The sequence below is a fragment of the Mycobacterium paraseoulense genome (genome assembly GCF_010731655.1).
In the GTDB taxonomy this organism is placed as follows: domain Bacteria; phylum Actinomycetota; class Actinomycetes; order Mycobacteriales; family Mycobacteriaceae; genus Mycobacterium; species Mycobacterium paraseoulense.
Genome location: NZ_AP022619.1, coordinates 1608899 through 1628770 on the forward strand (window position 1 = coordinate 1608899; position 19872 = coordinate 1628770).

The following is a 19872-nucleotide window of genomic DNA, read 5'->3' on the forward strand; positions in this document are numbered from 1 at the left end:
GTACGTCAATGCCCTACCGTCACTGACGACGGGCGACGTCAATTGTGCGGTTGGACGGAGTTTCGTCCCGTCTCAATTGACCGCTACGGATTTCATGTTCAGGAATTCGTAGATGCCGTCGCGGCCACCCTCCTTGCCGAAACCGCTGACGCCAACGCCTCCGAACGGCTGGTTGGCGGCGAGGTTGAGAGCACCATTGATCAGCACTTCACCGGTTCTGATGCCCTCCGCGATCACGTGGGCACGCCGGAGATCCTTGGTGTGAACGTAGCCCGAAAGGCCATACCGGCTGTTGTTGGCGATCGCGATGGCTTCCTCATCGGTATCGAAGACTGAGATCGCCAGGACCGGACCGAACACCTCGTTTTGCGCAAGAGCCGAGTCAGGGTCGACGTCGGCAAACACCGTCGGCTGCAGGTAGTAGCCGCCGAGTCCCGGTCGGTTCAGTGGACCACCGCCGGTGATGAGCCGCGCGCCGTCGCGCTTGGCTTGCTCGATCACTGCGAGGATTCGATCGAAGGATGGACGACTCACCACCGGGCCCGACATCGTTTCGGGCGCCATGGGATCCCCGACGACGATAGACTCCGCGAGGGTCTTGGCCCGCTTGATGACCTCATCGTAGATCGTCCGGTTGGCCAGCATTCGCGTTGGGAACGAGCAACCTTGGCCGCTGAGCAGCCCAATACCCATCATCACCCCGTGGCTGCACGCGCTGTCGAGGTCGGCGTCGTCGAGAATGATGTTGGCCGACTTGCCGCCGAGTTCGAGCACCGTCGGCGTCACGTTCTCGGCACAGGCGTGCAGGATTTTGCGCGCCGTGTCCGGCCCACCGGTGAAACTCACCTTCCGAACGAGGGGGTGCGAGGCCAGGGCACCGCCGGCCTCCGCCGTGCCTGGCAGAACCTGTACCACCCCCGGCGGGAAGCCGGCGCACGAAATGAGCTCTGCGAATAGCTCGCCGGTGTACGGGGTCAGCTCGGACGGTTTGACCACCACCGTGTTGCCGGCCGCGAGCGCGGCGGGAACCTTCATGGCCAGCGACATCAGTGGACCGTTCCAGGTGATGATCGCCCCAATCACGCCGAGGGGCTGCGGCAGTGTGTAGGAGAACACGCCGTCCGGACCATAGGTACCGGTCACCTGTCCGTCGATCTTGCCCGGCCAGCCCGCGTAGTAGCGAATCCACTCCACTACCTTGCCGACCATCGTCGTCGCGATCATTATCGGCGACCCGTTCTCCCGGGCGCTCAACTCCCCGAACTTGGCGGCGTTGGCCTCCACGAGGTCAGCGAGCTTGAACAGCAACGCCTGGCGCTGAGCCGGAGCCGTATTCCGCCAGCTCGCGAAAGCCCTATCGGCTATCGCCACTGCCTCATCGACCTCGGCCGCACCGGCCAGCGGGATCGTGCTGCCCACCAGACCTGTAGCCGGGTTGATGTGATCATGGGTTCCGCCGGAGCCTTGGGTGCGCCGCTCCCCGCCAATCCACAGCCCGACAGCGCGTGTGTCCGACTCGGTTGTCGTCATATCTTCTCCGTTAGCGAGGTCAGTTGACCGGAAGCGGCGTTGGGTAGATGCCTGATTCCACATAGGTGCGTACGTCCGTGATGGGGATAACGCCTTCGGGTGTGGCGATCGTCCCGTTGGCTCGGCACGCCAGCCCATAGTAGGAGATACTCGCCTTGGCCTGGCAGTACGTGTACATGAATCGGCCGTAGGCCTCGATGACCACTGCGACCACACTGTCGTCGGACTTCATCGTCAGCGACACCTTCGACGGGATCGACTGTCCCGTGCGGGGATCCGTCCAGTAGTCGAGCTCGGTGACCTCGATCTGACCCTCGCCGAAGTGGCTGTGCTCGTTGCCGATGCTGGTGTGCCCGAACGTCACACCGGTGGCTTCCTTGATGTAGCTGAAGACCCGGAATTCCTCGTCGAGGAGCCATATCCAATAGTGGCGCGACTTCCGCATGGCGCTCGCACCGTGCACCCACTGGTCGCCGATGATGACCTTCTCGTGCATCCCGATCCCGCGCTGCAGTGCGTAGGTGTGCCCACCTGAGGAGACCGAGCCCTCCACCCACAGCGGCTGTTCAATCCCGGCAATACCGTTTGTCTGCAAGTCGGAGAATGCTCCCAGGAAGCGAGACGCGTCGCAGAGACCACCCATCGTCACATCGAAGTCGACGCCGGCATGCTCACCCTTGATAGTCCAGTAGGGTACGTCAGCCGTGGTGACAAGATCACCTTCCGTCCAGACCACCTTGTCGCCGTCGCGTATGACCTCGAGTGGCTGTGGCCGAACTGGGTCCGAACGCACGCCAATGTAGTCGTTATCGTCAATTCCTTTGTACCGCTGAGATTTCGGCAACGCCATGAAGTTCGTCTGTCGCAACGTAGCCGGCCTTCCACCCCACGCTTCGCCGTCGACATTGAAAGTCAAGCTGACCGCGAAGACGTCGTGATCGTCCGTCTCACCGGTAATCAGAAACGCGTTGTCCTCCAGCAGATGCTTACCCGTGAAGTGTGGCTCACCCAACTGGTCTCGATAACTGAGCGCCTCCTCCGGAGTCACGTCGCTGATGGCAGCTCGCTGAACGGTCGTCACAAGTGTCTCCTCGTTGTGTGTACTGCGGGAAGGGATCCTTCGGTCCAGCAGACCGTTGTCAGCCGACCGTGAATCCGGCATCGGCGGGCAGCTGTATTCCGGTCACATACTTGGCTGCGTCGCTGAGTAACCAATCCACGAGCTCAACCCTGTCCACAAGCCACACCAGTGATGAAGGCAACTTCGCCTTCCAAGCCTGTAGCCATCGCTGTGAACGCCTTCTGCTTGCCGCTGGGTTCGGTGACGTACGTCACGGTAAGCGACGCAGAGCAGAAAGTCAACCATTGGTTGTATATTTCGCCAAAGGCGAATGCCAGCATCCAATCTGCATCGAGTTGGATTGCCAATCAACGGTATTCACGACGGAGGCAGGTCCACAGGGCCGCCGAACATGTAAGCCACGCCATGGAATCAAGGGCGTTTGCGCCGCGTGGAGGTCGCCGCTCCCTCGGCTTCTTCGAAACTTAGACCCCACATCGCGAAGGTAGATTTCAAGATGACCTCGAACATCTCTGCTCTAGTGGGAACCCTGTCGTCGCTCGCATAGGTGTAGGGAAGGAAGTTGGCAGTCACACCGATGGTCAGCAACATCACCCGAATATTCAGTCCGGGTCGCGCAGGGGCGAAATCGCTGCCCGCCAAATATGCCTCCAGCGGGTTGACCATGGCTTCTAACGTGGCATCGATTCGCCGTCGAACGTTCTGAACCTCTTCATCGTTCGTCGATTCGGCAATGAGGCGGCCCATCGCCTGCGCGATCGCGCTCTCGTCCGTCAGGAAGTCGAAGAACGCCAGGACGAATCGCCGCAGATGCTCCTCTTCGCTACCACGACTCTGCGCCACGTCAGTCAGCCAGCGGCGGTGTAGCTCGTCCACTGCGTCTAGCAACGGGTTTAGGACCGCCTCGACGAACAGATTTCCTTTCGACTCAAAGTATCGGAAAATCAGGTCGTGTGACACTCCGGCCCGCTCCGCGATCTCGCGGGTGGTGGTGCGATATCCCTGTTCGGCGAACAGCTCGCGCGCCGCATCACGTATCAATCCGGGCGCAGACCCTCGGCGTGCCCGCGGTTTCCGCTCAATCGCCATAAGATACGGACTCTATCGGCAAGGCCGCCGATTGGACGCGCCGACGTGCGGGCCGCCCCGGCGCAGCGGCGCCGTTGCTAACCCTCGTTGATCGACAAAGGGCCGTCGGCGCCACGATTGCCGCGCAGGCTGCCGTACTCACCGGGCTTGGGCTGGAAAGTCTGGGCCCAAGTGCGCATCATGCGGAACAGCTTGGCCTCCTGCGTCTGCAGCGACGGCGGCTCGATGAACCGCTGGTGCTGCCAGATCGCGAGATCTTCGGGGAAGACCGATTCGATGGCCTTGATCCTTGCGGAGCGTTCATCGTCGCTTTCACCATCGACCTTCTCGACGAACAGCGTCTGGCGCAGCGTCGAGGTCTGGGCATCCACCGGCGTAACTGATATCACCGAATGCGTGTTGTCGCGTCCGGAGAACCGCGTGAACGCCATCCCGATACCCCACTGTTTGAGCGTCACCGTGTCCTCCCGCCGAGGACCGTCGACCTTGCGCTTACCCCGGGAGTGCACACGCAGCTTGGTCATGAAGGAGGCGTCGGTGACTTGGAAATCCACCAGCGTGGGGAGATCGCGGGTGTGGTGCACGTAGCGGAAATGGATGGGATCGACGATGTTCTCGGCGACGACTCGTGGTTCGATGGGCAACTCGCCGTATCCGAAGGCACTGCCTGCGGTTGCCACGTCCCAAAACTCACCTGTGGGGTACTCATCGCGCAGATCTTCGAACAGATCCGGTACCGACCACGCCGGCGGTTGACCCGCCACGTCGTGCCACAGGTAGATGATGCCGTTGCGCTCGCACACGGGCCACGGCTCGATACGCCGTTTACTCGTCCGTCCTTCCGGTACCGCCACGTTCCGCCCGTCCGGTCCCCACGTCCACCCGTGGAACGGGCACACGATGCAATCGTCGACCACCCTGCCGCCGTAACCCAGATGCGCGCCGAGGTGCTGGCAGGCCGCCTCCAGACAGCCCAACTCCCCGCCGATCTTCCGGTAGAGGACGAGCTCCTGACCGAACACCTTGCGCGGTTTGATATCGCCGGATGCGAGTTCGTGCGACCAGCCAACCACGAACCAACCGCTCGGGGCCATCCACGCCGGGATCCGCACCTCCGATTCGATGTCGGTCACGGTGATCGGTTTACGCACAACAAGCCACCTCTCAAGCGCCTAGATGCTTGAACGTTACGATACTTAGACATATATGTCAAGTATTTCTGATGAGCGCCCTGACCATCGCGGTGGCGGTGGCGTGCGCCGAATGTCGGCTGGCTCCAGGAGCATCCACGACCGAGGAGAACCACAGCGACTCGAGCATCGCTTCGAATGCCAGGCCCTGGGAGACGGGATCGCCGAGCGAGCTTCCGCGGATGCGGTCGATGTTTCGGCCGATGCGGGTCGCCCACCGCCGTTGCGCCTTCCAGCCGGACTGCTGCAACGTGGGATCGGCAAATGCCGCCTGCCGCCATACCGTGGCGAACGCGCCGAAATCGTCGAAGTATGAAAAGAACTCCTCCACGAAAGACGCGAGGTCACGATCATCAGGCTGCTGGGGCAGCGCATCGAACGCCTCGAGGACGAGGCTCAGCTGCTCGACGGACCGCTCAGCGACCGCCAGAAACGCATCTCGTTTGGTCGCGAAGTAGACGTAAAAGGTTGGACGGGAAACACCTGCTCGTTTTGTGATCTGCTCGACCCGGGTGGTCGCATAGCCCAATTCCTGGAAAGTCAGGCGAGCTCCTTCGAGGATCTGCTCCCGAGTCCGATCCGTCTTGGCCCCTGCCGCCCACGGCGGCGTGCGTTCGCGTGGCTTCATCGCCATGAGTGAAGCACACGCCGCGCCGGTCCAGGAGCCGTCGCACATGTCTTCGAAAGTATGGAGCTCAACAGCTATTCAGGTACTCGTGCCGCAGCCCGATTCAATCCAACTCACCGACGCTCCTCAGTACATTGCGACCGCCTTCGTCGGCGGTCGCAATGTGCGAAGGATCCGCTACTGGTTGGGCGCGTTAGTCGCCGGAGTTCACCCGTACCATGCCCTCCAAACCATCTCCGCGGTTGCCCTTTTCATGGTGGGAAAGGGCCTTGATGGAGACGTCGTGGCCTTCGGCGGCTTTGCGTAGTGCGCCGATGGTGGCTTGTTCGCGGCTGATGTGGGTGAACGGGTCCCAGTGATACCAGCGCATGGCGTTTTCGAAGGTCATCTTGTTCACCTCGTCATCGGGCACATTGTTCTTTTCGAGCACCTCGTGGAGTTGCTCCGGGGCGCCGGGCCACATGCTGTCCGAATGCGGATAGTCGGCCTCCCAGCAGATGTTGTCGATACCGATCTGACTGCGCAGCGCCACCCCCACCGGATCGGAGATGAAGCATGTCAGGAAGTGCTCCCGGAACACCTCCGAGGGCTTCTTCCCGCCGAAGTCTTGGCCTGTCCACGTCGAGTGCATCTCATAGGTGCGATCAGCACGCTCCAAGAAATATGGAATCCAGCCGGTGCCGCCTTCGGACAGGGCGATCTTGAGGTTGGGGTACTTCTTGATCGGCTTGGACCACAACAGATCCGCCGCGGCCTGCACGATGTTCATCGGCTGCAGCGTGATCATCACATCTATCGGCGCATCCGGGGCGGTGATCGCCAGCCGTCCCGACGAGCCGATGTGCACGTTCATCACCGTGTCAGTGTCCACCAGCGCCTCCCACAACGGCGTCCAGTAATCGTCGTGGAACGACGGATAGCCCATCGCGGCCGGGTTTTCGGTGAACGTCAACGCGTGCACGCCCCGCTCGGCATTGCGCCGCACCTCCTTGGCGCAGGCCTCAGCATCCCAAATGACCGGCAAACACATCGGAATGAACCGCGCCGGATACGCCCCGCACCACTCCTGGACATGCCAATCGTTGTAAGCCTGCAGGAGTGCGAGAGAAAACTCTGGATCCTCTGTGGCGAACAACCGCCCCGCGAAGCCGGGAAACGACGGAAAGCAGATCGACCCCAGAATGCCACCGGCGTTCATGTCCTTGACCCGCTCGTCGACCTGCCAGCAGCCGGGCCGGATTTCGTCGAGCCCGGCCGGCTCGATGCCGTACTCTTCCTTCGGCCGACCGGCCACGGCGTTCAACGCGACGTTGGGGATCACCACATCGCGGAACTGCCAGGTATCCGAGCCATCAGGGTTGTGCACCAGCCGTGGTGCCTCAGCGAGGTACTTCTTCGGCAGATGGTTCCTGAACATGTCCGGCGGCTCGACAACGTGATCATCAACGCTGATCAGGATCATGTCGTCCTTGTTCACTATGCCGACCTTCCTTCAGTTTCAAACGGTGTAGGCACCAGTCTACCGCGCCAACAAGGCATATAATTATATGATTACGCATTCGGTTGTCCGGAGGGCCGATGCCGTCATCCTCAACCCCAATCAACGTCGGGCTATATTTCGATCTCCGCAATCCACCTCGGCGGCGGCAGGAGCCTGCGCGATTGCACGCCTTCCCACTGGAGCTGGGCGAGGAAGCCGAACAGCTGGGCGCGCATTCGGTCTGGGTCACCGAGCACCACCAATTCGACGACGGCCACCTCGGCTCGCCGTTGTCGTTCGGGGTTTCTGAGCTATTTCTGTTGTGAGAAACCACAATCCATGGCTTCGAAGGTGCGGGCGATGATCGGCGACTCTCCCACCCAGACGGTGTTCTTCTGGGCGTCGCAGGGCGGGATGTCCGAGAAGTGGGCGCTACGGCATGTGCAGACGATCTGCGCGAAGCTCGCACCTTTGCTGAAAGGTCAAGCGACGCCCAGACCACGCAGTACGAAGCCCAGCAGGTGTTCGACCTCGTCGGCGGCCTCTAGTGTCGACTTCTGATGGAACCGGTCGAGGAGCGCAGCCTCGAAAGCCGCCCGTATCGACCGAGCATCCACCTCCGGAGTGCACACGGTGAAGATCCCGTCGGCTTTACCTCGGTGCAGGATCGCAGCGATTGACGCTCGATCGGCCGCCATGACGATTTCGAGTTCGCGGGCATAACCCGGAGTGCGCCGCAGCTCCTCGGAGTAGAAAATGGCCACCCTCTTGCGCTTTCGCGGATTCGACACCAGCTCGAACATATGCGTCATCCACGACCGCAGGGCCTCAACGGGGGTTTGGGCGCGCGCCACAACCTCGCGCAGCTGCGCCTGCACCGCCTCGCGATCCCTACGGAACATTTCCAACACAAGATCGTGTTTCGTGCTGAAGTTCCGGTAGAAGGCCCGCGTCCCTAGACCAGCTTCATCGAGTATCTCAGTGATGGATGCCGAGGCGTCGGAGTTGCGATCCAGACACCGGTAGGCAGCGTCGATGATGTGCTGCCGCTCCGATGAGCGATTGATCGTCCGAGTCTCAGCCACAATGAATTACACCGGCATCCTGCCACTTCGCGATTGTCGCGTCATCGTAGCCGAACTCCCGTAGCACCGGGACGGTGTGCTGGCCGGCCAGGCATCCGCCAGGCGCCCTGACCTCCGACCGACTGAACCGGACCAATGGCGAAAATCGCAGGTGCTCGTCGAAGACGGGGCTGACGGCAGACACGGTGTATTCCGCCGCCAACTGCGGATCGGTCTGAATGAGCCGTGCCGGAGCGCCCTCGTAGAGTTCCACGCACCCAAGACCCGCCGCACCGAGATGCCTTTCCCAGAACACGGCCGGCTCCTTGCTGAAGACAGCCTCGAGCCGTCCGGCCAAGTCATCGTCGTTGGCCGCACGAGCGCCCGGTGTGGCGAAGCGCTCCTCGTCGAGTTCGGTGAAGTCGCGTAGCGCCTCGACTAGTGCCGTCCATTCCTTCGGCTGCGGCGCGGCCAGGAAAACGTGTCCCTCGCTGGCGTCATAGATTCGGTACAGCGCCGACAGACCGTTGCCGCCGGGCAAGGGCACCGCGGCCGCTGGCGCATCCTCGTAATCGACAAGCCAATCGGTCAGCACATGAGTAACGGTGGCTAGCATCGAGGTCCGCAGTTCGTGGAGCGGTCGGCCCCGGTCACGGCCGACGAGCGCGGTAAGGATCGCCGACGCCACGCTCAGCGCCGCCAAACCGTCGCTTTGCAACTCCGCTGAGGTACCGGCCGTCGTGATACGGGGCACCTGGTGCATCACTTCATCGAGGGATGACGTCGCACACTCGGCATCGGGTGTGTTGGTCAACGCCACCCCGCCCGCTGCGCTGATACTGGGCGCGTAGGCTGGCCGGCTTCCGTAGGGCCCGTCGACTCCGTAGCCCGGTGCCGAGACGTAGATAAGGTCCGGATTGATGGCGCGCAACGCCTCTACGCCGATACCCAGTCGATCTGCCACGCCGGCCCGCATGGACTGCAGCACAACGTCGGCCGACGCGACGAGCCGGTGAGCAACCGCGCGTCCCTCGTCGGTGTGCAGATCGACCTGGATGCTTTCCTTGCCTTGCATCACCTTGGCACCAGCCGCTTCGGGAAACTGCAGAAGGCTCCGGATGTTGTCGCCACCCATGTTCTCGAACTTGATGACGCGGGCGCCCAGGTCGGCAAGCACGCTGGATGCGTAAGGCGCGGCGAACATCTCGCCGAACTCGAGAATCGTAGTCCCGGTCAATGGCGGTGTCGATCGTCCCTTCTCGCCGGGATCGGCGACCGCAGCGTCAGCAGACCACTTACCTTGGCGGTCACCCAACAGAGGCGCGGGCGACGGCTGGCGCAAGAGGCCAGCCGATGTGTGAATCAGCGTGGAGGGTTGGCGGACGGGACCAACCTCGGGATCCTCCACGACGATCGATCGCCTGTCGTGAACCAGCTGGGGGTGATCGAAAACCTGTGGACCGGAGCGGAACAACTCCGCGCACAGATTGGGATTGTCGTCGAAGATTCGTTGCCATTCGACGAGGGTGCGCTCACCCACCTTGGCGAGCATCATCGACCAGAACTCGCGATACAGCTCCGGGCTCTCAAGTACGGGGAAGCCTTTCCACTTCGCGTCTGCGAGAAGCTCCATCATGCCCAGCTCGGTCAACATCGCGGTGAACAGGTGGGGTTGAACCTGGGCGAACTGCAACCAGTGACCGTCCTTGGTCGGCGCCGACAACAGCGCGAGCAGCATCGGGCTCTGCGGGGTCCCCTGTTCGGTCCAAGCCTCCACACTGTTGTACGCCTCCGGCCAGCGAATGCCGACGAGTTCCCCGAACCAGGTCCACGCGTCGATCGCATGTACACCACGCAGGAGGTCGGCGTCGACGATCTGACCGAGTCCGCTGCGATCCCGCTCGTGCAGCGCCGCGAGAATGCCTTGCACTGCAATGTGTGCAGCGGCGTAACTCCCATACGGGACTGCGACATACGACGGACGCGGAGGTTGAGCCATCCGGCGCACCGCATGCGACAGACCCGCCTTGGCGAGCACAAGCCCCTCGTAGCCCTTGAGGTCGCGCCAGGGACCGCTGCGCCCCCAACCGGTGATATGCGCGATCACCAAACGGGGATAACGCGCCAGCAGAGCATTCGAGTCAATGCCCAGATCGATGAGTGCGGCGGGACTGAACGTCGTGACCAAGACGTCGGCACCGCGCAGGGTCTCATCTAGTTCGGTCGGGCCTTCGGCCGACTTGAGATCGAGGACCCGGCTACTCTTGCCGCGCCCGAACGCCGGCCAGCCGCGCAATGCGCGCACCGGACTTCCGCCGGGCGCCTCGACCATCAGAACATCCGCACCGGAATCCGCCAGGAACTGCGTGCAGAACGCGCCAGGCAGCGTGGTGGACAGGTCGACGATGCGGATGCCGGCTAGCGGTGTCGTCGCTTCGGGGGCGGCCTGGTCGCCGACGGGAGAGGACATTTGATGCAACTCCTTCGAAAAGTCTATTTTCGCCGCTGCCACGATAGGTGTCTGGAGTGACGCGGATTGCAGCTTAGCTTCTCGCAGCCCGCGAGTTCAACACAGTTTTTCGCGCATCGGCGTTGACGCATAGCACCCGGGCGTCCTAACCTTCTTATGAAAAACAATTTTTCGGACCGTGCACGGTTGGAGGACCGCGTGACCAAGATCTGGGCGAATTCCGGTGACTCGCACTTTCTGGAGCCCGACGACCTCTGGCAGTCCCGGCTGCCGAAGCGGCTGGCCGAGTTGTGCCCGCGCTCGGAAAAGGATTCCGACGGTGAGTACGAGACCGTCTACGTCGACGGTCAGATCTTCCGGCGCAAGCTCCCATCGTCGGCGATGGTCGCCTTCGCCGAGCTGAGCTCGAAGCCGCAGGGGGTGCGAGATGCCCGTGCGCGGCTCGGCGACCTGGACGCCGAAGGCGTCTGGGGGGAGGTCATCTTCCCCTCACTGGGAATGTGGGGTTCGACGTTCCGCACGCCGGAGTTGCTCAAGGCGTGCATGCGGGCCAGCAATGAGTGGGCGCTTGAGGAGATTGCGGCGGTCTCGCCCCGGTATGTGGTGACCGCGCAGGTGTCGACCCTGGTCGTCGAGGACGCCATCGAGGAGTTGCAGTGGGCGGCCGACAAGTCCTACAAGGCGGTGTTTCTGCCGACGATGCCGCACCCTAGTGCTCCGGACTGGCACCGTAAGGAATGGGAGCCGTTCTGGGCCGCCGCCGAAGAGGCCGGCGTGGTGATCGCCTTCCACATCGGCACCGATCCGGTGCCCGTCGAGGCCGGTAACAGTGCGAGCGGCGGCGCAGGTCAGGTGTACCGCGGTCCGGGTGGGGCGATCATGAACTACGCGGAGACGACGTTCTCCGGGCAGCGGGCCGCCATGAAGATGGTGGCCTCGGGTGCGCTGGACCGGCATCCGAATTTGAAGGTGCTGATTTCCGAGGGCGGCGCGACGTGGGTTCCGTTCCTGGGTGACCGCTTGGTCGAGGGGTATCGCCAACACCATATCGCGGTGCGGCCCAAGCTCAGCCGCAGCCCGAAGGAGATTCTCTACAGCCAGGTCTATGCATCGTTTCAGCACGATGAAACCGCGGTCGCTGCCTTTGAGCACATGGGGTACCGCAATGTCATGTTCGGTAGCGACTATCCCCACATGGAGGGCACGTTTGGCCACACGCAGGACACCCTGAAGACGCTGTTCGACGGGGTCAGCGACGACACACGTTTGCGCATCACGCAGGGCGCGTTCTTCGAGCTATTCCCCGATGTACCGCCTATCCCAGCCGAAAGCATCTGAACCAGTGTCGAATTCGAACGGACTGCGTGACGTCGCCATCGTCGGTATCGGTGCAACCCCGTACTACAAGCGCGGCGGATCACTTCCTAAGACGACCACCGAACTCGCCGGGGAGGCGATCCTGGCCGCCTGTGAGGATGCCGGGCTGTCCGTCCGCGATGTCGACGGCTTCGCCTACTACTCGGGTGCCAGCGCGGGCTACACCGAGAAGATGGACACCGGTGATTTCGTCGAAACCCTCGGTATTCCCGAGGTCCGGTTCACCGCAGCGCTGACGGCGGGGGGTGGCGGTTCGGCCGGGGCGATCGGACTGGCGCGGGCGGCCATTGTCGCCGGCGATGCTTCCGTCGTGGTCACTGTGATGGCGCTGCAACAGTCCAAACAGCGTCTCGGATCGGTGTTTTCGGCGATGGAGCCCGATCCGATCAACTCGTTCCTGCAGCCGTCGGGTCTGTTCGGCCCGGGTCAGCTGATGTCGGTGTTGGCGCGCCGGCATATGCATCTGTACGGCACGCGGCGCGAGGCGTTCGCCGAGATCGCGATCTCGACGCGGGCGAATGCGCTGAACCGGCCCAAGGCGATGCACCGGCAGCCGCTCACCCTCGATGACTACTTCAATGCGCGGATGATCGCAGACCCGTTGTGTCTCTATGACTTCTGCCAGGAGACCGACGGTGCGGTCGCCGTCATCACGACGAGCGCCGACCGCGCGCGCGACCTTCGTCAGCCACCAGTTCCGGTGATCGCCGCCGCCCATGGTGGAGTCAAGGATTGGGGTCGGGCGTTCGCGTGGATGGGCATGCCCGACGAATACTTCGCGTCCTCGGGAAACAAGCCGATCGCCGAGCGGCTCTACCGCCAGGCCGGAGTCACCTCTGAAGACATCGACGTGGCACTGCTATACGACCACTTCACCCCGATGGTGCTGATGCAACTCGAGGACTATGGGTTCTGCGAGAAAGGCGAGGGCGGCGCGTTCGTGGAGAGCGGAGCGATTCGCTATGACGGTGGCTCCATTCCACTCAACACCCACGGCGGCCAGCTGTCGGAGGCCTACATCATCGGTATGACCCACATCATGGAAGGAGTCGAGCAGATGCGCGGCACCGCCATCAACCAGGTGCCCGACGCCGAACTCGCGCTAGTCACCGGCGGTCCGGCCAGTCTGCCCGTCAGCGGCCTCATCCTGGGTCGGGCAGCATGAGCGCTCCTCCGGCGACGCTGGCGACAACCCTTCCCGGGGAACATGTTCGGATCGCCGTCAACAAAGACACCGAACCGTTCTGGCACGCAGCCAAAGAAGGGCGACTGGTCGCGCCCCAGTGCGCCGACTGCGGCAACTTCCGGCTCCCGCCCACACCATTCTGCCCTGAATGCCAGTCCACTGCCGTCAACTGGGTTCAGCTCTGTGGCGAGGCGACGGTGTACAGCTTCGCAGTCGTGCATGGCATCCCCGGCATGCCTGAGCTGACGTTGGTACCAGCGGTCGTCGACCTGCCCGACGCGCCGGGTGCCCGGCTGGTGAGCAACGTCGTCGACATCGCGCCGACCGACGTGACGATCGGAATGGCTCTGCGCGTGGACTTTTCGCCGATCGCGGACGGCTGGATGCTTCCGGTATTTCGAGCCGCCGATGTTCCGAAGGAGTGAGGCGGCATGGCTGACGACGAAAGCGCTCTGCACGAGAAACCACTCGAATTCCTCACCAGCATCGCCAACACCGGTGGCGACTGTGACGGACAGGTCATTCTGCCCGACAACGGGCACTTCCGTGCATGGTGCACGTGCGGCAACTGGAGCGTCGAGGTCGACGACTCCCAAGAAGGCCTCAGGCTGGCACGCATCCACACCCGTCACACGCCGGACTGACAAGGGCTGGGACGGCGAACTCGTGACGCGGCCATGAGGGCGAGCGACCTGGGCACACCCCATATCGGGATGCATCCGCTGCACGGTATACACGCGCCGACGAAGGGCACACCGGCGCGGCAATTGGGTTCGGTGCGGCGAACGAGTTCTATTGACATAACCCGTGAACCGGGCTCGCTAGACCCTGTGCACCTATCTGGGCGGGCACGCGACCTCATGACCGCGCACGACGGTACCACCATCGAGCTCGGCGACGCCCGGATACGGGCGACCGTCGAGGCGGTCGCCCGCGTGGTCCAGTACATTGACCTCGAACCGCGCGTCGCGGGCATGCATCTGGCCGGCGCCCCGGCGATGAGTGGTTTCCGAGCCGCGGTCGACAAGACGGCCCCCGAACTAAGGCAGCGACGCGACTTGCGCTACACGTTGCTTGACGACGTCCCGGTCGCCACGCTGATCTCCGGACATGCGTTGTCTGCATCCGGCGCACTGGGAAACGGCGTTACATCGGGCTATCTGCCCGTCGCCGACCGGTGCGCCGGCTTCGTGACCGGCGGTCTGCTGATGACCTCGTTCGAGACAGGGGATCCCGCCGTCGTGACCGGTCCGCCGGCGCCGAGCCTCGAAGACCCCAACGACCCGCTGGCTTGGCACGAGTTGACAGCGCTTCCTGTTCACGGGATGCGCCGTCGCCGCAGGCTGGACGTCCACCAAGGGTCGGATAGTCGGGAAATGGTGATCGATGCGATGTTTCGCGACACTTATGTCCGGGCCGACGGTACGGAAACCATCATCCACGAGTACACGATCGAGGCAGCGGTGGATCTCGATACCGAGACCATCCTGCGCTCGGAGGCCGTACCCCGGGTACTCCCCTGGCAGGAATGTCCGGGCGCCGTCGCCAGCGCGACCCGCCTCGCCGGCATGAGGTTAAACGAATTGCACACCCGTGTGCGTCACGAGCTCCATGGTACGACGACGTGTACGCACCTCAACGACCTGCTACGCAGCATCGCCGACGCCGAGGCACTGGTCTCGCTGCTCTCCGCCGGCTGAAATCTCCCGTCGGGTCAGCCTTTCGGGTGAGCCACCCCGATGGTCAACCCACCTTCAAGAGCCATCGCCATGCCCACTGCATAGCTTGCCGCTGGCGAACACAGCCACAGCACACCCTCGGCGACTTCATCCACTTCGGCCATGCGCCCCAACGGAATCGCATGGGTGGCGGCGGCTTCAGCCGACGGGTCACCTTGAAACCACAACGCCATCAACGGTGTGTTCGTCGCACCCGGACACACAGCGTTGATGCGCAGGCCATTCGGGGCGTATTCCATTGCGGCCGTTCGGGTTAGCCCGATGACGGCATGCTTTGCCGCGACGTAGGCGGCGATGCCCGGCACGGCCTGTAAGCCCGCATCCGAGGAGATGTTCACAATGGCCCCACCACCAGCGGCATCCATGTGCGGGATCTCGTATTTCATACAGTAAAAGACCGCACTGAGATCGAGATCCAGCACGCGATGCCAACCATCGAGCGGAATTTCCGCCGTCGGCCCGACGGGCCCAGTGATCCCAGCGTTATTGACCGCGAAATCCAGTCGCTGGTAGACGTCCACGGCCTCGTCGACCATTCGCTTCACTTGTTCGGGATCTGTGACGTCGCAGAGCGCAAAACGCGCTGTCCCACCCGCGCTCACGATATCGTCGACGATTCGCTGGCCCGCCTCGGCGTCGATGTCAGCCAACGTCACCGCCGCGCCGCGCGAAGCGAACATCCTGGCCACACCTTCACCGATGCCCGACGATGCGCCAGTCACCAAACCTGCTGTGCCGCTGTGCATGCCATGTTCAGCCATCTGAGAGCCTAGGACCTACTGGGCCGTCGAACTGCATCTGCACGGCTGTCCACGTTCGAAACATCGCACCGGGTACCCGTTCAGGCGTGAAGCCGTCCGCGAGGCGCAGCCGAGGAAGACGCCGATAAAGTGTCTTGAGTCCGATTGCGGTTTCGGCGCGCGCCAAGGGCGCGCCAATGCAGTAATGGATACCATGGCCGAACGCGAAATGCGGAGGCAGTTCGCCCCAAGCGCGGTCAACTTTAAATGAGTCGGGGTCGTCGTAGCGGTCGGGGTCATGGTTAGCGGCAAGGTAATTCGCGAAGACCCGGTCCCCTGCCTTGAGGCTGACCCCGCCCAGCTCGGTGGATTGTGTTACACCGCGAAAATTCCCTCCGACGGGGCAGTCGAATCGTAAACCTTCCTCGATCGTGGACTCGACAAGTCCGTCGAGGTCAGCCAGTAGTTTGGCCTTCTCCGCGGGATTGGTTTCGATCAGCCAAACGGTGTTGGAGATGGCGATGGAGGTAGTCCCGTTGCCCGCGCCCAATAGAAGACGCACCATCGCGGCGGCCTCCAACCTGGTGAATCTCTTGCCATCGACTTCGGCGTACAGGATTGAGCTCAGCAGATCATCGGTCGGGACAGTCTCTCGGATACGGAACTGCTCGTAAACGTAGTCAATGAACTGCTGCATGACCTGGGTGGTTTCCTGGCTGGCTTGCTCCTCTGCCAGTAGCGCCTCGACGCGCTCGGTCAGATCCATGAACAGATCACGGTCCTGTACCGGGACGCCGAGGATCTCAGCGACGATCGTCGAGGGCAGAGGTCGGCCGAATTGGCGTCGAAGCTCAAAAGTGTTGCCTTGGGCCGCGATAGCGTCTACGAGGTCGTCGGCGACCGCCTGGATGTGGGTGACGCGTTCGTTCATTTGCGCCTTCGAGAACGCTTTGGCCACCAGTTGTCGATGGGTCCGATGGGCCGGGGGATCGGCGAACTCCAAAACGCGTTCGCCCACTGGCTCGGGACCACGCGGGAGCACACCCATCTCGTTGGAGAAGACGTCGTGACGGCGCAACAGTTGCCGGATGAGGTGTGGCTCACTGACTTGGTGGTAGACGAATCCGCCGACGTCGACGCGTTCCACCGGGCAATGCTGGCGATCCTTCGCCAAAGCCTCCCACGGTTCTGCGGACATATCGGTCATGACATTGAAATGCACCATCACTATCCCTTTAATCAGTCGGCTGACTGATTAAAGGTAAGTTGCACGTCACATCCACGTCAAGTGGCGTTTCGCATCACAGGGGTTACGGCCGGCGAATCAACGTCCCATCCACCAGGTGCGCCGCTGCTTTCATGGCTGCGCTGAACCGGTCTGCCGACGTGCTCGCGGCCAAGTCGGTGAGACCGAGCATGATCGCGAACAGCATGTCGGTGATCGCGGCGGAGTCCAGATCGTCGCGGAACTGGCCAGCACGCTGACCGCTGGCAACCAGATCGGCGACCAGCCGATGTTGTGCATCATTAGCACGATCGTGCAGAGCACGAAGGTTTGGGTCCACTTCCCCGGCCACACCGATGGCGGCAACGAAAGACGCCAGATGCGGGTAAGTTTTCATTACTTCGACTCCGGCTTCTAGCCACGCAATGTATGCCTCGGAAAATGAAGTCTTCACGGTCGCCGCCGCGCGAAACTGCGTGATCACCGGTTCTGCCAGCTCAGTGAAGGTGGCGGTGACGAGTTCAACCTTGCTCGGGAAGTAGTAGAAGACAGTCCCGCCGGTGAGACCGGCCTCGCGCGCGATCTCACGCAATGTGGCTCGGGCATAGCCGCGTTCGGCAACATGCTTCATCGCCGTCACCATGATCCGGCGCCGGGTCTCCGCTCCGTCAGATCCCCGTGGGCGGCCGGGCCCAGTCGCTGCCCCTCGTGTTGTCTTGCGAGCCCGCGCCATACAGTGATCCTGCACCAGCGTTTCAACGTCAGCGAGCCTGCCACGCCGATTTCCCGCGACGACGACAGGCGCGCCGAGACCACCGTCGGAAGGCCCCCACGGCGGGCTCCACGGGACGAGGACCGCTGCGTAGAAACACTCCCGCCGCGGTCAGCCGACGGCTATCCCAACGTCGACTGTCGATTGGGAACCGTGCCCAGCTATGCCCGGGTGCTGTTCGTCGGCCGTGTCGAGCGTCCCGAAAGCAGCTACGTGAATCTATAGACAGAGGCACCCTGAGATCATTCGTACTAGTTGCGAAACCGCGACCGCAATCGACAGCTACGCAAGTCGTCTCAGGGGGAAAGACCCGACGTCTTGCAGCTGCGGTCAGGCACCTTGCGCGGCCTGGTAGTCGGCGAGGGCCGCGCTGAGGTCGCTTATCGGCGCCCGCGCAGTGTACCCGCCATCGACGGCCATTAAGGATCCGGTGATCCATGCCGATGCGTCGGAGACAAGGAATGCCGCGGCCGCCGCGATGTCGTCGCCGACGCCTAGGCGCGGGATCGAGTTCACTCCCAACAATTCTGGCCCGGCTACGGGGTGGTTGGCCAGGAATTGAACGATGTCGCTCACCGGGACGTTCCCGACGATGATGGCGTTGGATCGAACGGATTGGCTGCCGAAGTCCACGGCAACGCTACGGGTCAGGGCGTTCATCGCGCCCTTGGTCATGGCGTAGGTGGCTAGGCCGGCAACACCGGTCACCCCTGCCGCAGATGAGATGTTGACGATCGATCCGCCGCCGGTCTTGACCATCGCATTGATGGCGTGCTTGCAACAATGAAACAGGCCCCAAATGCCAACGCGGATCATGGATTCGAAATTCTCGGCCGTTTGATAGGCGATGGGCACGTCGCCACCTGCCGCAGCAACGTCGGTGGGCGCGGCATTGTTGACGATCGCATCGAGGCGTCCGAACCGTGAGACGGTCTCCTCGACCGCGGACTGGACTTGGACTTCCACGCCGATGTCGGTGCGTATGAAGATTCCTGTGCCGCCTGCGGCGGTGATGTCTTTGGTGACTTGCTCGCCGCGCTCCACGTTGCGCCCGGTGACCACTACGGTCGCACCTTCGCGCCCGAAGTAGCGGCAAATGTCTGCGCCGATGCCGTTGGTGCCGCCGAAAACAATGGTGACTTTGCCCTCGATGCTGATCTGGCTCATCGTGTCCTCACTTGGTGTCTACGGCGGCAGGTTGGGCGACAGTGAAGGCGTCGCCGCCGTAGAAGGGCGCTAGATCGACGAGGGTATGGATGCCCGGCGCCGCATTGACCACCTGGGGAATGGCATGGACGGCGTGCATCGCGGTGGCTAAGCACGCCTGATCGGTGTGGTCTTCCCCGTGGATCCCGATGTTCACGCTGACCGACATCGACGGTTCTCCCTCCACAACGATCGACCAGCCGTCGCCGCGGGGCCACGATGAGCCGAGGTCCTCGCGCATACGGGTGCAGTGCTCTTGCACGATGACCGCTCTGCCCTCGTGAAGGACCCGGGTGCCGAAGCGCATCGCGGCCACTGTGCCTTTGCGGATGTGTCCCGACGCAACGTCGAAGTCTTCGGGAGCCAATTCAATGTCACGGAAATGCACGAGTTCGTAGTCCTTGAGCCCGAGTGTGTCGGCAAGCAAAACGGACGACGGCTTATAGGCGGTGCCCACAACCTCGAGGTCGGTGAACAATGGTGTCGGATCGTCGGGCTCGTAGCCGAATCCCAGGAAGTCGAACATCATTTCGTGGCTCGGGTACTCGTTGTACATGAGGGTTTCCCTCGCAACCAACTTATCGACACGACCCCAGAGCCGAGACAGGCTCAGCGGCAGCATTTCGCTCATGTAGCCAGGTGCGATGCCGAGCCCGTGGAATGTCACGCCGCCTGCCTGACATGCACCCTCTATTGCGGCGCCGAGTTGTTCGTCCATGGCCTTAGGGTGTAGGAACGGCGTCGAGGTGGCGATGACGTTCTTGCCCGATTCCAACAGTTGACACACGTCGCCCGCGGCCTCCGGAAATCCACGTTCGGCAAATGCCATGTAGAGTACGCAATCTGCCTCGGCAGCCATGATCTCGCTGCGATCGGTCGTTGCCAGGACTCCGAGAGGCCTTGTCCCGCAGACTTCGCCGATGTCTCTGCCGGCTTTTTCTTTGCTATAGACAAAGGCACCCGTTAGTTGGTAGGCGGGACGGTTAGCTATTGCCCGGACGGCGTGACTGCCGGTGTTGCCGGTGGCCCACTGGATGATCTTCATTGACCCTCAATCTTCGATCGGCGGTGCGACGCACATCACACTAACTGCGC

At 62.6% G+C, this 19872-nt stretch carries 20 protein-coding genes; 6 read left to right on the top strand and 14 right to left on the bottom strand.

Annotated elements, in window-relative coordinates; all coding sequences use genetic code 11:
• Positions 1–72 precede the first annotated feature (72 nt).
• From G6N51_RS07280 to G6N51_RS07310, 7 genes are all read right to left on the bottom strand, one after another.
• On the bottom strand, positions 73–1593 hold the full coding sequence (locus tag G6N51_RS07280) for an aldehyde dehydrogenase family protein (protein ID WP_232078237.1): 1521 nt from the start codon (positions 1591–1593) through the stop codon (positions 73–75).
• A complete protein-coding gene (locus tag G6N51_RS07285) occupies positions 1550–2611 on the bottom strand; it encodes a hypothetical protein (RefSeq protein ID WP_083173193.1) in 1062 nt (353 codons plus the stop codon). Before G6N51_RS07285 ends, G6N51_RS07280 begins: the two co-directional genes overlap by 44 nt.
• A gap of 143 nt (positions 2612–2754) precedes the next feature.
• Positions 2755–2958 carry a hypothetical protein gene (locus tag G6N51_RS07290; RefSeq protein ID WP_142275068.1) on the bottom strand — a complete coding sequence of 68 codons (204 nt, stop codon included), beginning with the start codon at positions 2956–2958 and terminating at the stop codon, positions 2755–2757.
• Positions 2959–3022: 64 nt separating this feature from the next.
• Positions 3023–3700, bottom strand: a complete 678-nt coding sequence (locus tag G6N51_RS07295) for a TetR/AcrR family transcriptional regulator (RefSeq protein WP_083173192.1) — start codon at positions 3698–3700, stop codon at positions 3023–3025.
• A 77-nt stretch (positions 3701–3777) separates the two neighbouring features.
• On the bottom strand, positions 3778–4851 hold the full coding sequence (locus tag G6N51_RS07300; RefSeq protein WP_232078239.1) for a Rieske 2Fe-2S domain-containing protein: 1074 nt from the start codon (positions 4849–4851) through the stop codon (positions 3778–3780).
• A 58-nt stretch (positions 4852–4909) separates the two neighbouring features.
• Positions 4910–5566 carry a TetR/AcrR family transcriptional regulator gene (locus G6N51_RS07305; protein ID WP_232078241.1) on the bottom strand — a complete coding sequence of 219 codons (657 nt, stop codon included), beginning with the start codon at positions 5564–5566 and terminating at the stop codon, positions 4910–4912.
• 145 nt (positions 5567–5711) lie between these two features.
• Positions 5712–6995, bottom strand: a complete 1284-nt coding sequence (locus tag G6N51_RS07310) for an amidohydrolase family protein (protein ID WP_083173191.1) — start codon at positions 6993–6995, stop codon at positions 5712–5714.
• Between the two features lie 185 nt (positions 6996–7180).
• Here G6N51_RS07310 and G6N51_RS07315 point away from each other — a divergent pair, with 185 nt between their 5' ends.
• Positions 7181–7324: an LLM class flavin-dependent oxidoreductase gene (locus G6N51_RS07315; protein ID WP_142275067.1), complete on the top strand. Its 144-nt coding sequence runs from the start codon at positions 7181–7183 to the stop codon at positions 7322–7324.
• Positions 7325–7480: 156 nt separating this feature from the next.
• Here the strand turns inward: G6N51_RS07315 and G6N51_RS07320 are convergent, their stop codons facing one another.
• Both G6N51_RS07320 and G6N51_RS07325 read right to left on the bottom strand, forming a co-directional pair.
• Complete coding sequence (locus G6N51_RS07320; RefSeq protein ID WP_083173190.1) at positions 7481–8083, bottom strand: TetR/AcrR family transcriptional regulator; 603 nt, start codon at positions 8081–8083, stop codon at positions 7481–7483.
• The gene (locus tag G6N51_RS07325) at positions 8076–10574 is read right to left on the bottom strand and encodes a CaiB/BaiF CoA-transferase family protein (protein ID WP_372510064.1); all 2499 of its coding nucleotides are present in this window, start codon (positions 10572–10574) and stop codon (positions 8076–8078) included. The genes G6N51_RS07320 and G6N51_RS07325 overlap by 8 nt, the downstream gene beginning before the upstream one ends.
• A gap of 156 nt (positions 10575–10730) precedes the next feature.
• On the opposite strand from G6N51_RS07325, the gene G6N51_RS07330 reads away from it, so the two are divergent.
• Genes G6N51_RS07330 through G6N51_RS07350 form a run of 5 tightly spaced genes read left to right on the top strand, consistent with a single transcriptional unit; the run spans position 10731 to position 14795 of the window.
• Positions 10731–11870, top strand: a complete 1140-nt coding sequence (locus G6N51_RS07330; RefSeq protein ID WP_083173211.1) for an amidohydrolase family protein — start codon at positions 10731–10733, stop codon at positions 11868–11870.
• Positions 11871–11874: 4 nt separating this feature from the next.
• Entirely contained in the window at positions 11875–13074 is a 1200-nt protein-coding gene (locus G6N51_RS07335; protein ID WP_083173188.1) for a thiolase C-terminal domain-containing protein, read from the top strand.
• Entirely contained in the window at positions 13071–13520 is a 450-nt protein-coding gene (locus tag G6N51_RS07340) for a Zn-ribbon domain-containing OB-fold protein (protein ID WP_083173187.1), read from the top strand. Before G6N51_RS07335 ends, G6N51_RS07340 begins: the two co-directional genes overlap by 4 nt.
• A 6-nt stretch (positions 13521–13526) precedes the next feature.
• Positions 13527–13739, top strand: coding sequence for a hypothetical protein (locus G6N51_RS07345; RefSeq protein ID WP_083173186.1), 213 nt, complete (start codon positions 13527–13529; stop codon positions 13737–13739).
• A 33-nt stretch (positions 13740–13772) separates the two neighbouring features.
• Complete coding sequence (locus tag G6N51_RS07350; protein WP_174814301.1) at positions 13773–14795, top strand: DUF2889 domain-containing protein; 1023 nt, start codon at positions 13773–13775, stop codon at positions 14793–14795.
• Positions 14796–14809: 14 nt separating this feature from the next.
• Here G6N51_RS07350 and G6N51_RS07355 read toward each other — a convergent pair whose 3' ends face one another.
• From G6N51_RS07355 to G6N51_RS07375, 5 genes are all read right to left on the bottom strand, one after another.
• Positions 14810–15595 carry an SDR family NAD(P)-dependent oxidoreductase gene (locus tag G6N51_RS07355; protein WP_197747111.1) on the bottom strand — a complete coding sequence of 262 codons (786 nt, stop codon included), beginning with the start codon at positions 15593–15595 and terminating at the stop codon, positions 14810–14812.
• On the bottom strand, positions 15588–16799 hold the full coding sequence (locus tag G6N51_RS07360; RefSeq protein ID WP_083173185.1) for a cytochrome P450: 1212 nt from the start codon (positions 16797–16799) through the stop codon (positions 15588–15590). Before G6N51_RS07360 ends, G6N51_RS07355 begins: the two co-directional genes overlap by 8 nt.
• An 85-nt stretch (positions 16800–16884) precedes the next feature.
• Positions 16885–17532: a TetR/AcrR family transcriptional regulator gene (locus G6N51_RS07365; protein ID WP_142275066.1), complete on the bottom strand. Its 648-nt coding sequence runs from the start codon at positions 17530–17532 to the stop codon at positions 16885–16887.
• 369 nt (positions 17533–17901) lie between these two features.
• Positions 17902–18738, bottom strand: coding sequence for an SDR family NAD(P)-dependent oxidoreductase (locus G6N51_RS07370; protein WP_083173183.1), 837 nt, complete (start codon positions 18736–18738; stop codon positions 17902–17904).
• 7 nt (positions 18739–18745) lie between these two features.
• The gene (locus G6N51_RS07375; RefSeq protein WP_083173182.1) at positions 18746–19822 is read right to left on the bottom strand and encodes an NAD(P)H-dependent amine dehydrogenase family protein; all 1077 of its coding nucleotides are present in this window, start codon (positions 19820–19822) and stop codon (positions 18746–18748) included.
• Positions 19823–19872 lie beyond the last annotated feature (50 nt).

Bases quoted from the DNA above. Each gene is read 5' to 3' on its own strand.
- G6N51_RS07280 (WP_232078237.1), bottom strand. From the start codon at position 1,593: ATGTGGAATCAGGCATCTACCCAACGCCGCTTCCGGTCAACTGACCTC.
- G6N51_RS07295 (WP_083173192.1), bottom strand. From the start codon at position 3,700: ATGGCGATTGAGCGGAAACCGCGGGCACGCCGAGGGTCTGCGCCCGGA.
- G6N51_RS07305 (WP_232078241.1), bottom strand. From the start codon at position 5,566: ATGTGCGACGGCTCCTGGACCGGCGCGGCGTGTGCTTCACTCATGGCG.
- G6N51_RS07340 (WP_083173187.1), top strand. From the start codon at position 13,071: ATGAGCGCTCCTCCGGCGACGCTGGCGACAACCCTTCCCGGGGAACAT.
- G6N51_RS07345 (WP_083173186.1), top strand. From the start codon at position 13,527: ATGGCTGACGACGAAAGCGCTCTGCACGAGAAACCACTCGAATTCCTC.
- G6N51_RS07350 (WP_174814301.1), top strand. From the start codon at position 13,773: ATGAGGGCGAGCGACCTGGGCACACCCCATATCGGGATGCATCCGCTG.
- G6N51_RS07355 (WP_197747111.1), bottom strand. From the start codon at position 15,595: ATGGCTGAACATGGCATGCACAGCGGCACAGCAGGTTTGGTGACTGGC.
- G6N51_RS07360 (WP_083173185.1), bottom strand. From the start codon at position 16,799: ATGGTGCATTTCAATGTCATGACCGATATGTCCGCAGAACCGTGGGAG.
- G6N51_RS07365 (WP_142275066.1), bottom strand. From the start codon at position 17,532: ATGGCGCGGGCTCGCAAGACAACACGAGGGGCAGCGACTGGGCCCGGC.
- G6N51_RS07370 (WP_083173183.1), bottom strand. From the start codon at position 18,738: ATGAGCCAGATCAGCATCGAGGGCAAAGTCACCATTGTTTTCGGCGGC.
- G6N51_RS07375 (WP_083173182.1), bottom strand. From the start codon at position 19,822: ATGAAGATCATCCAGTGGGCCACCGGCAACACCGGCAGTCACGCCGTC.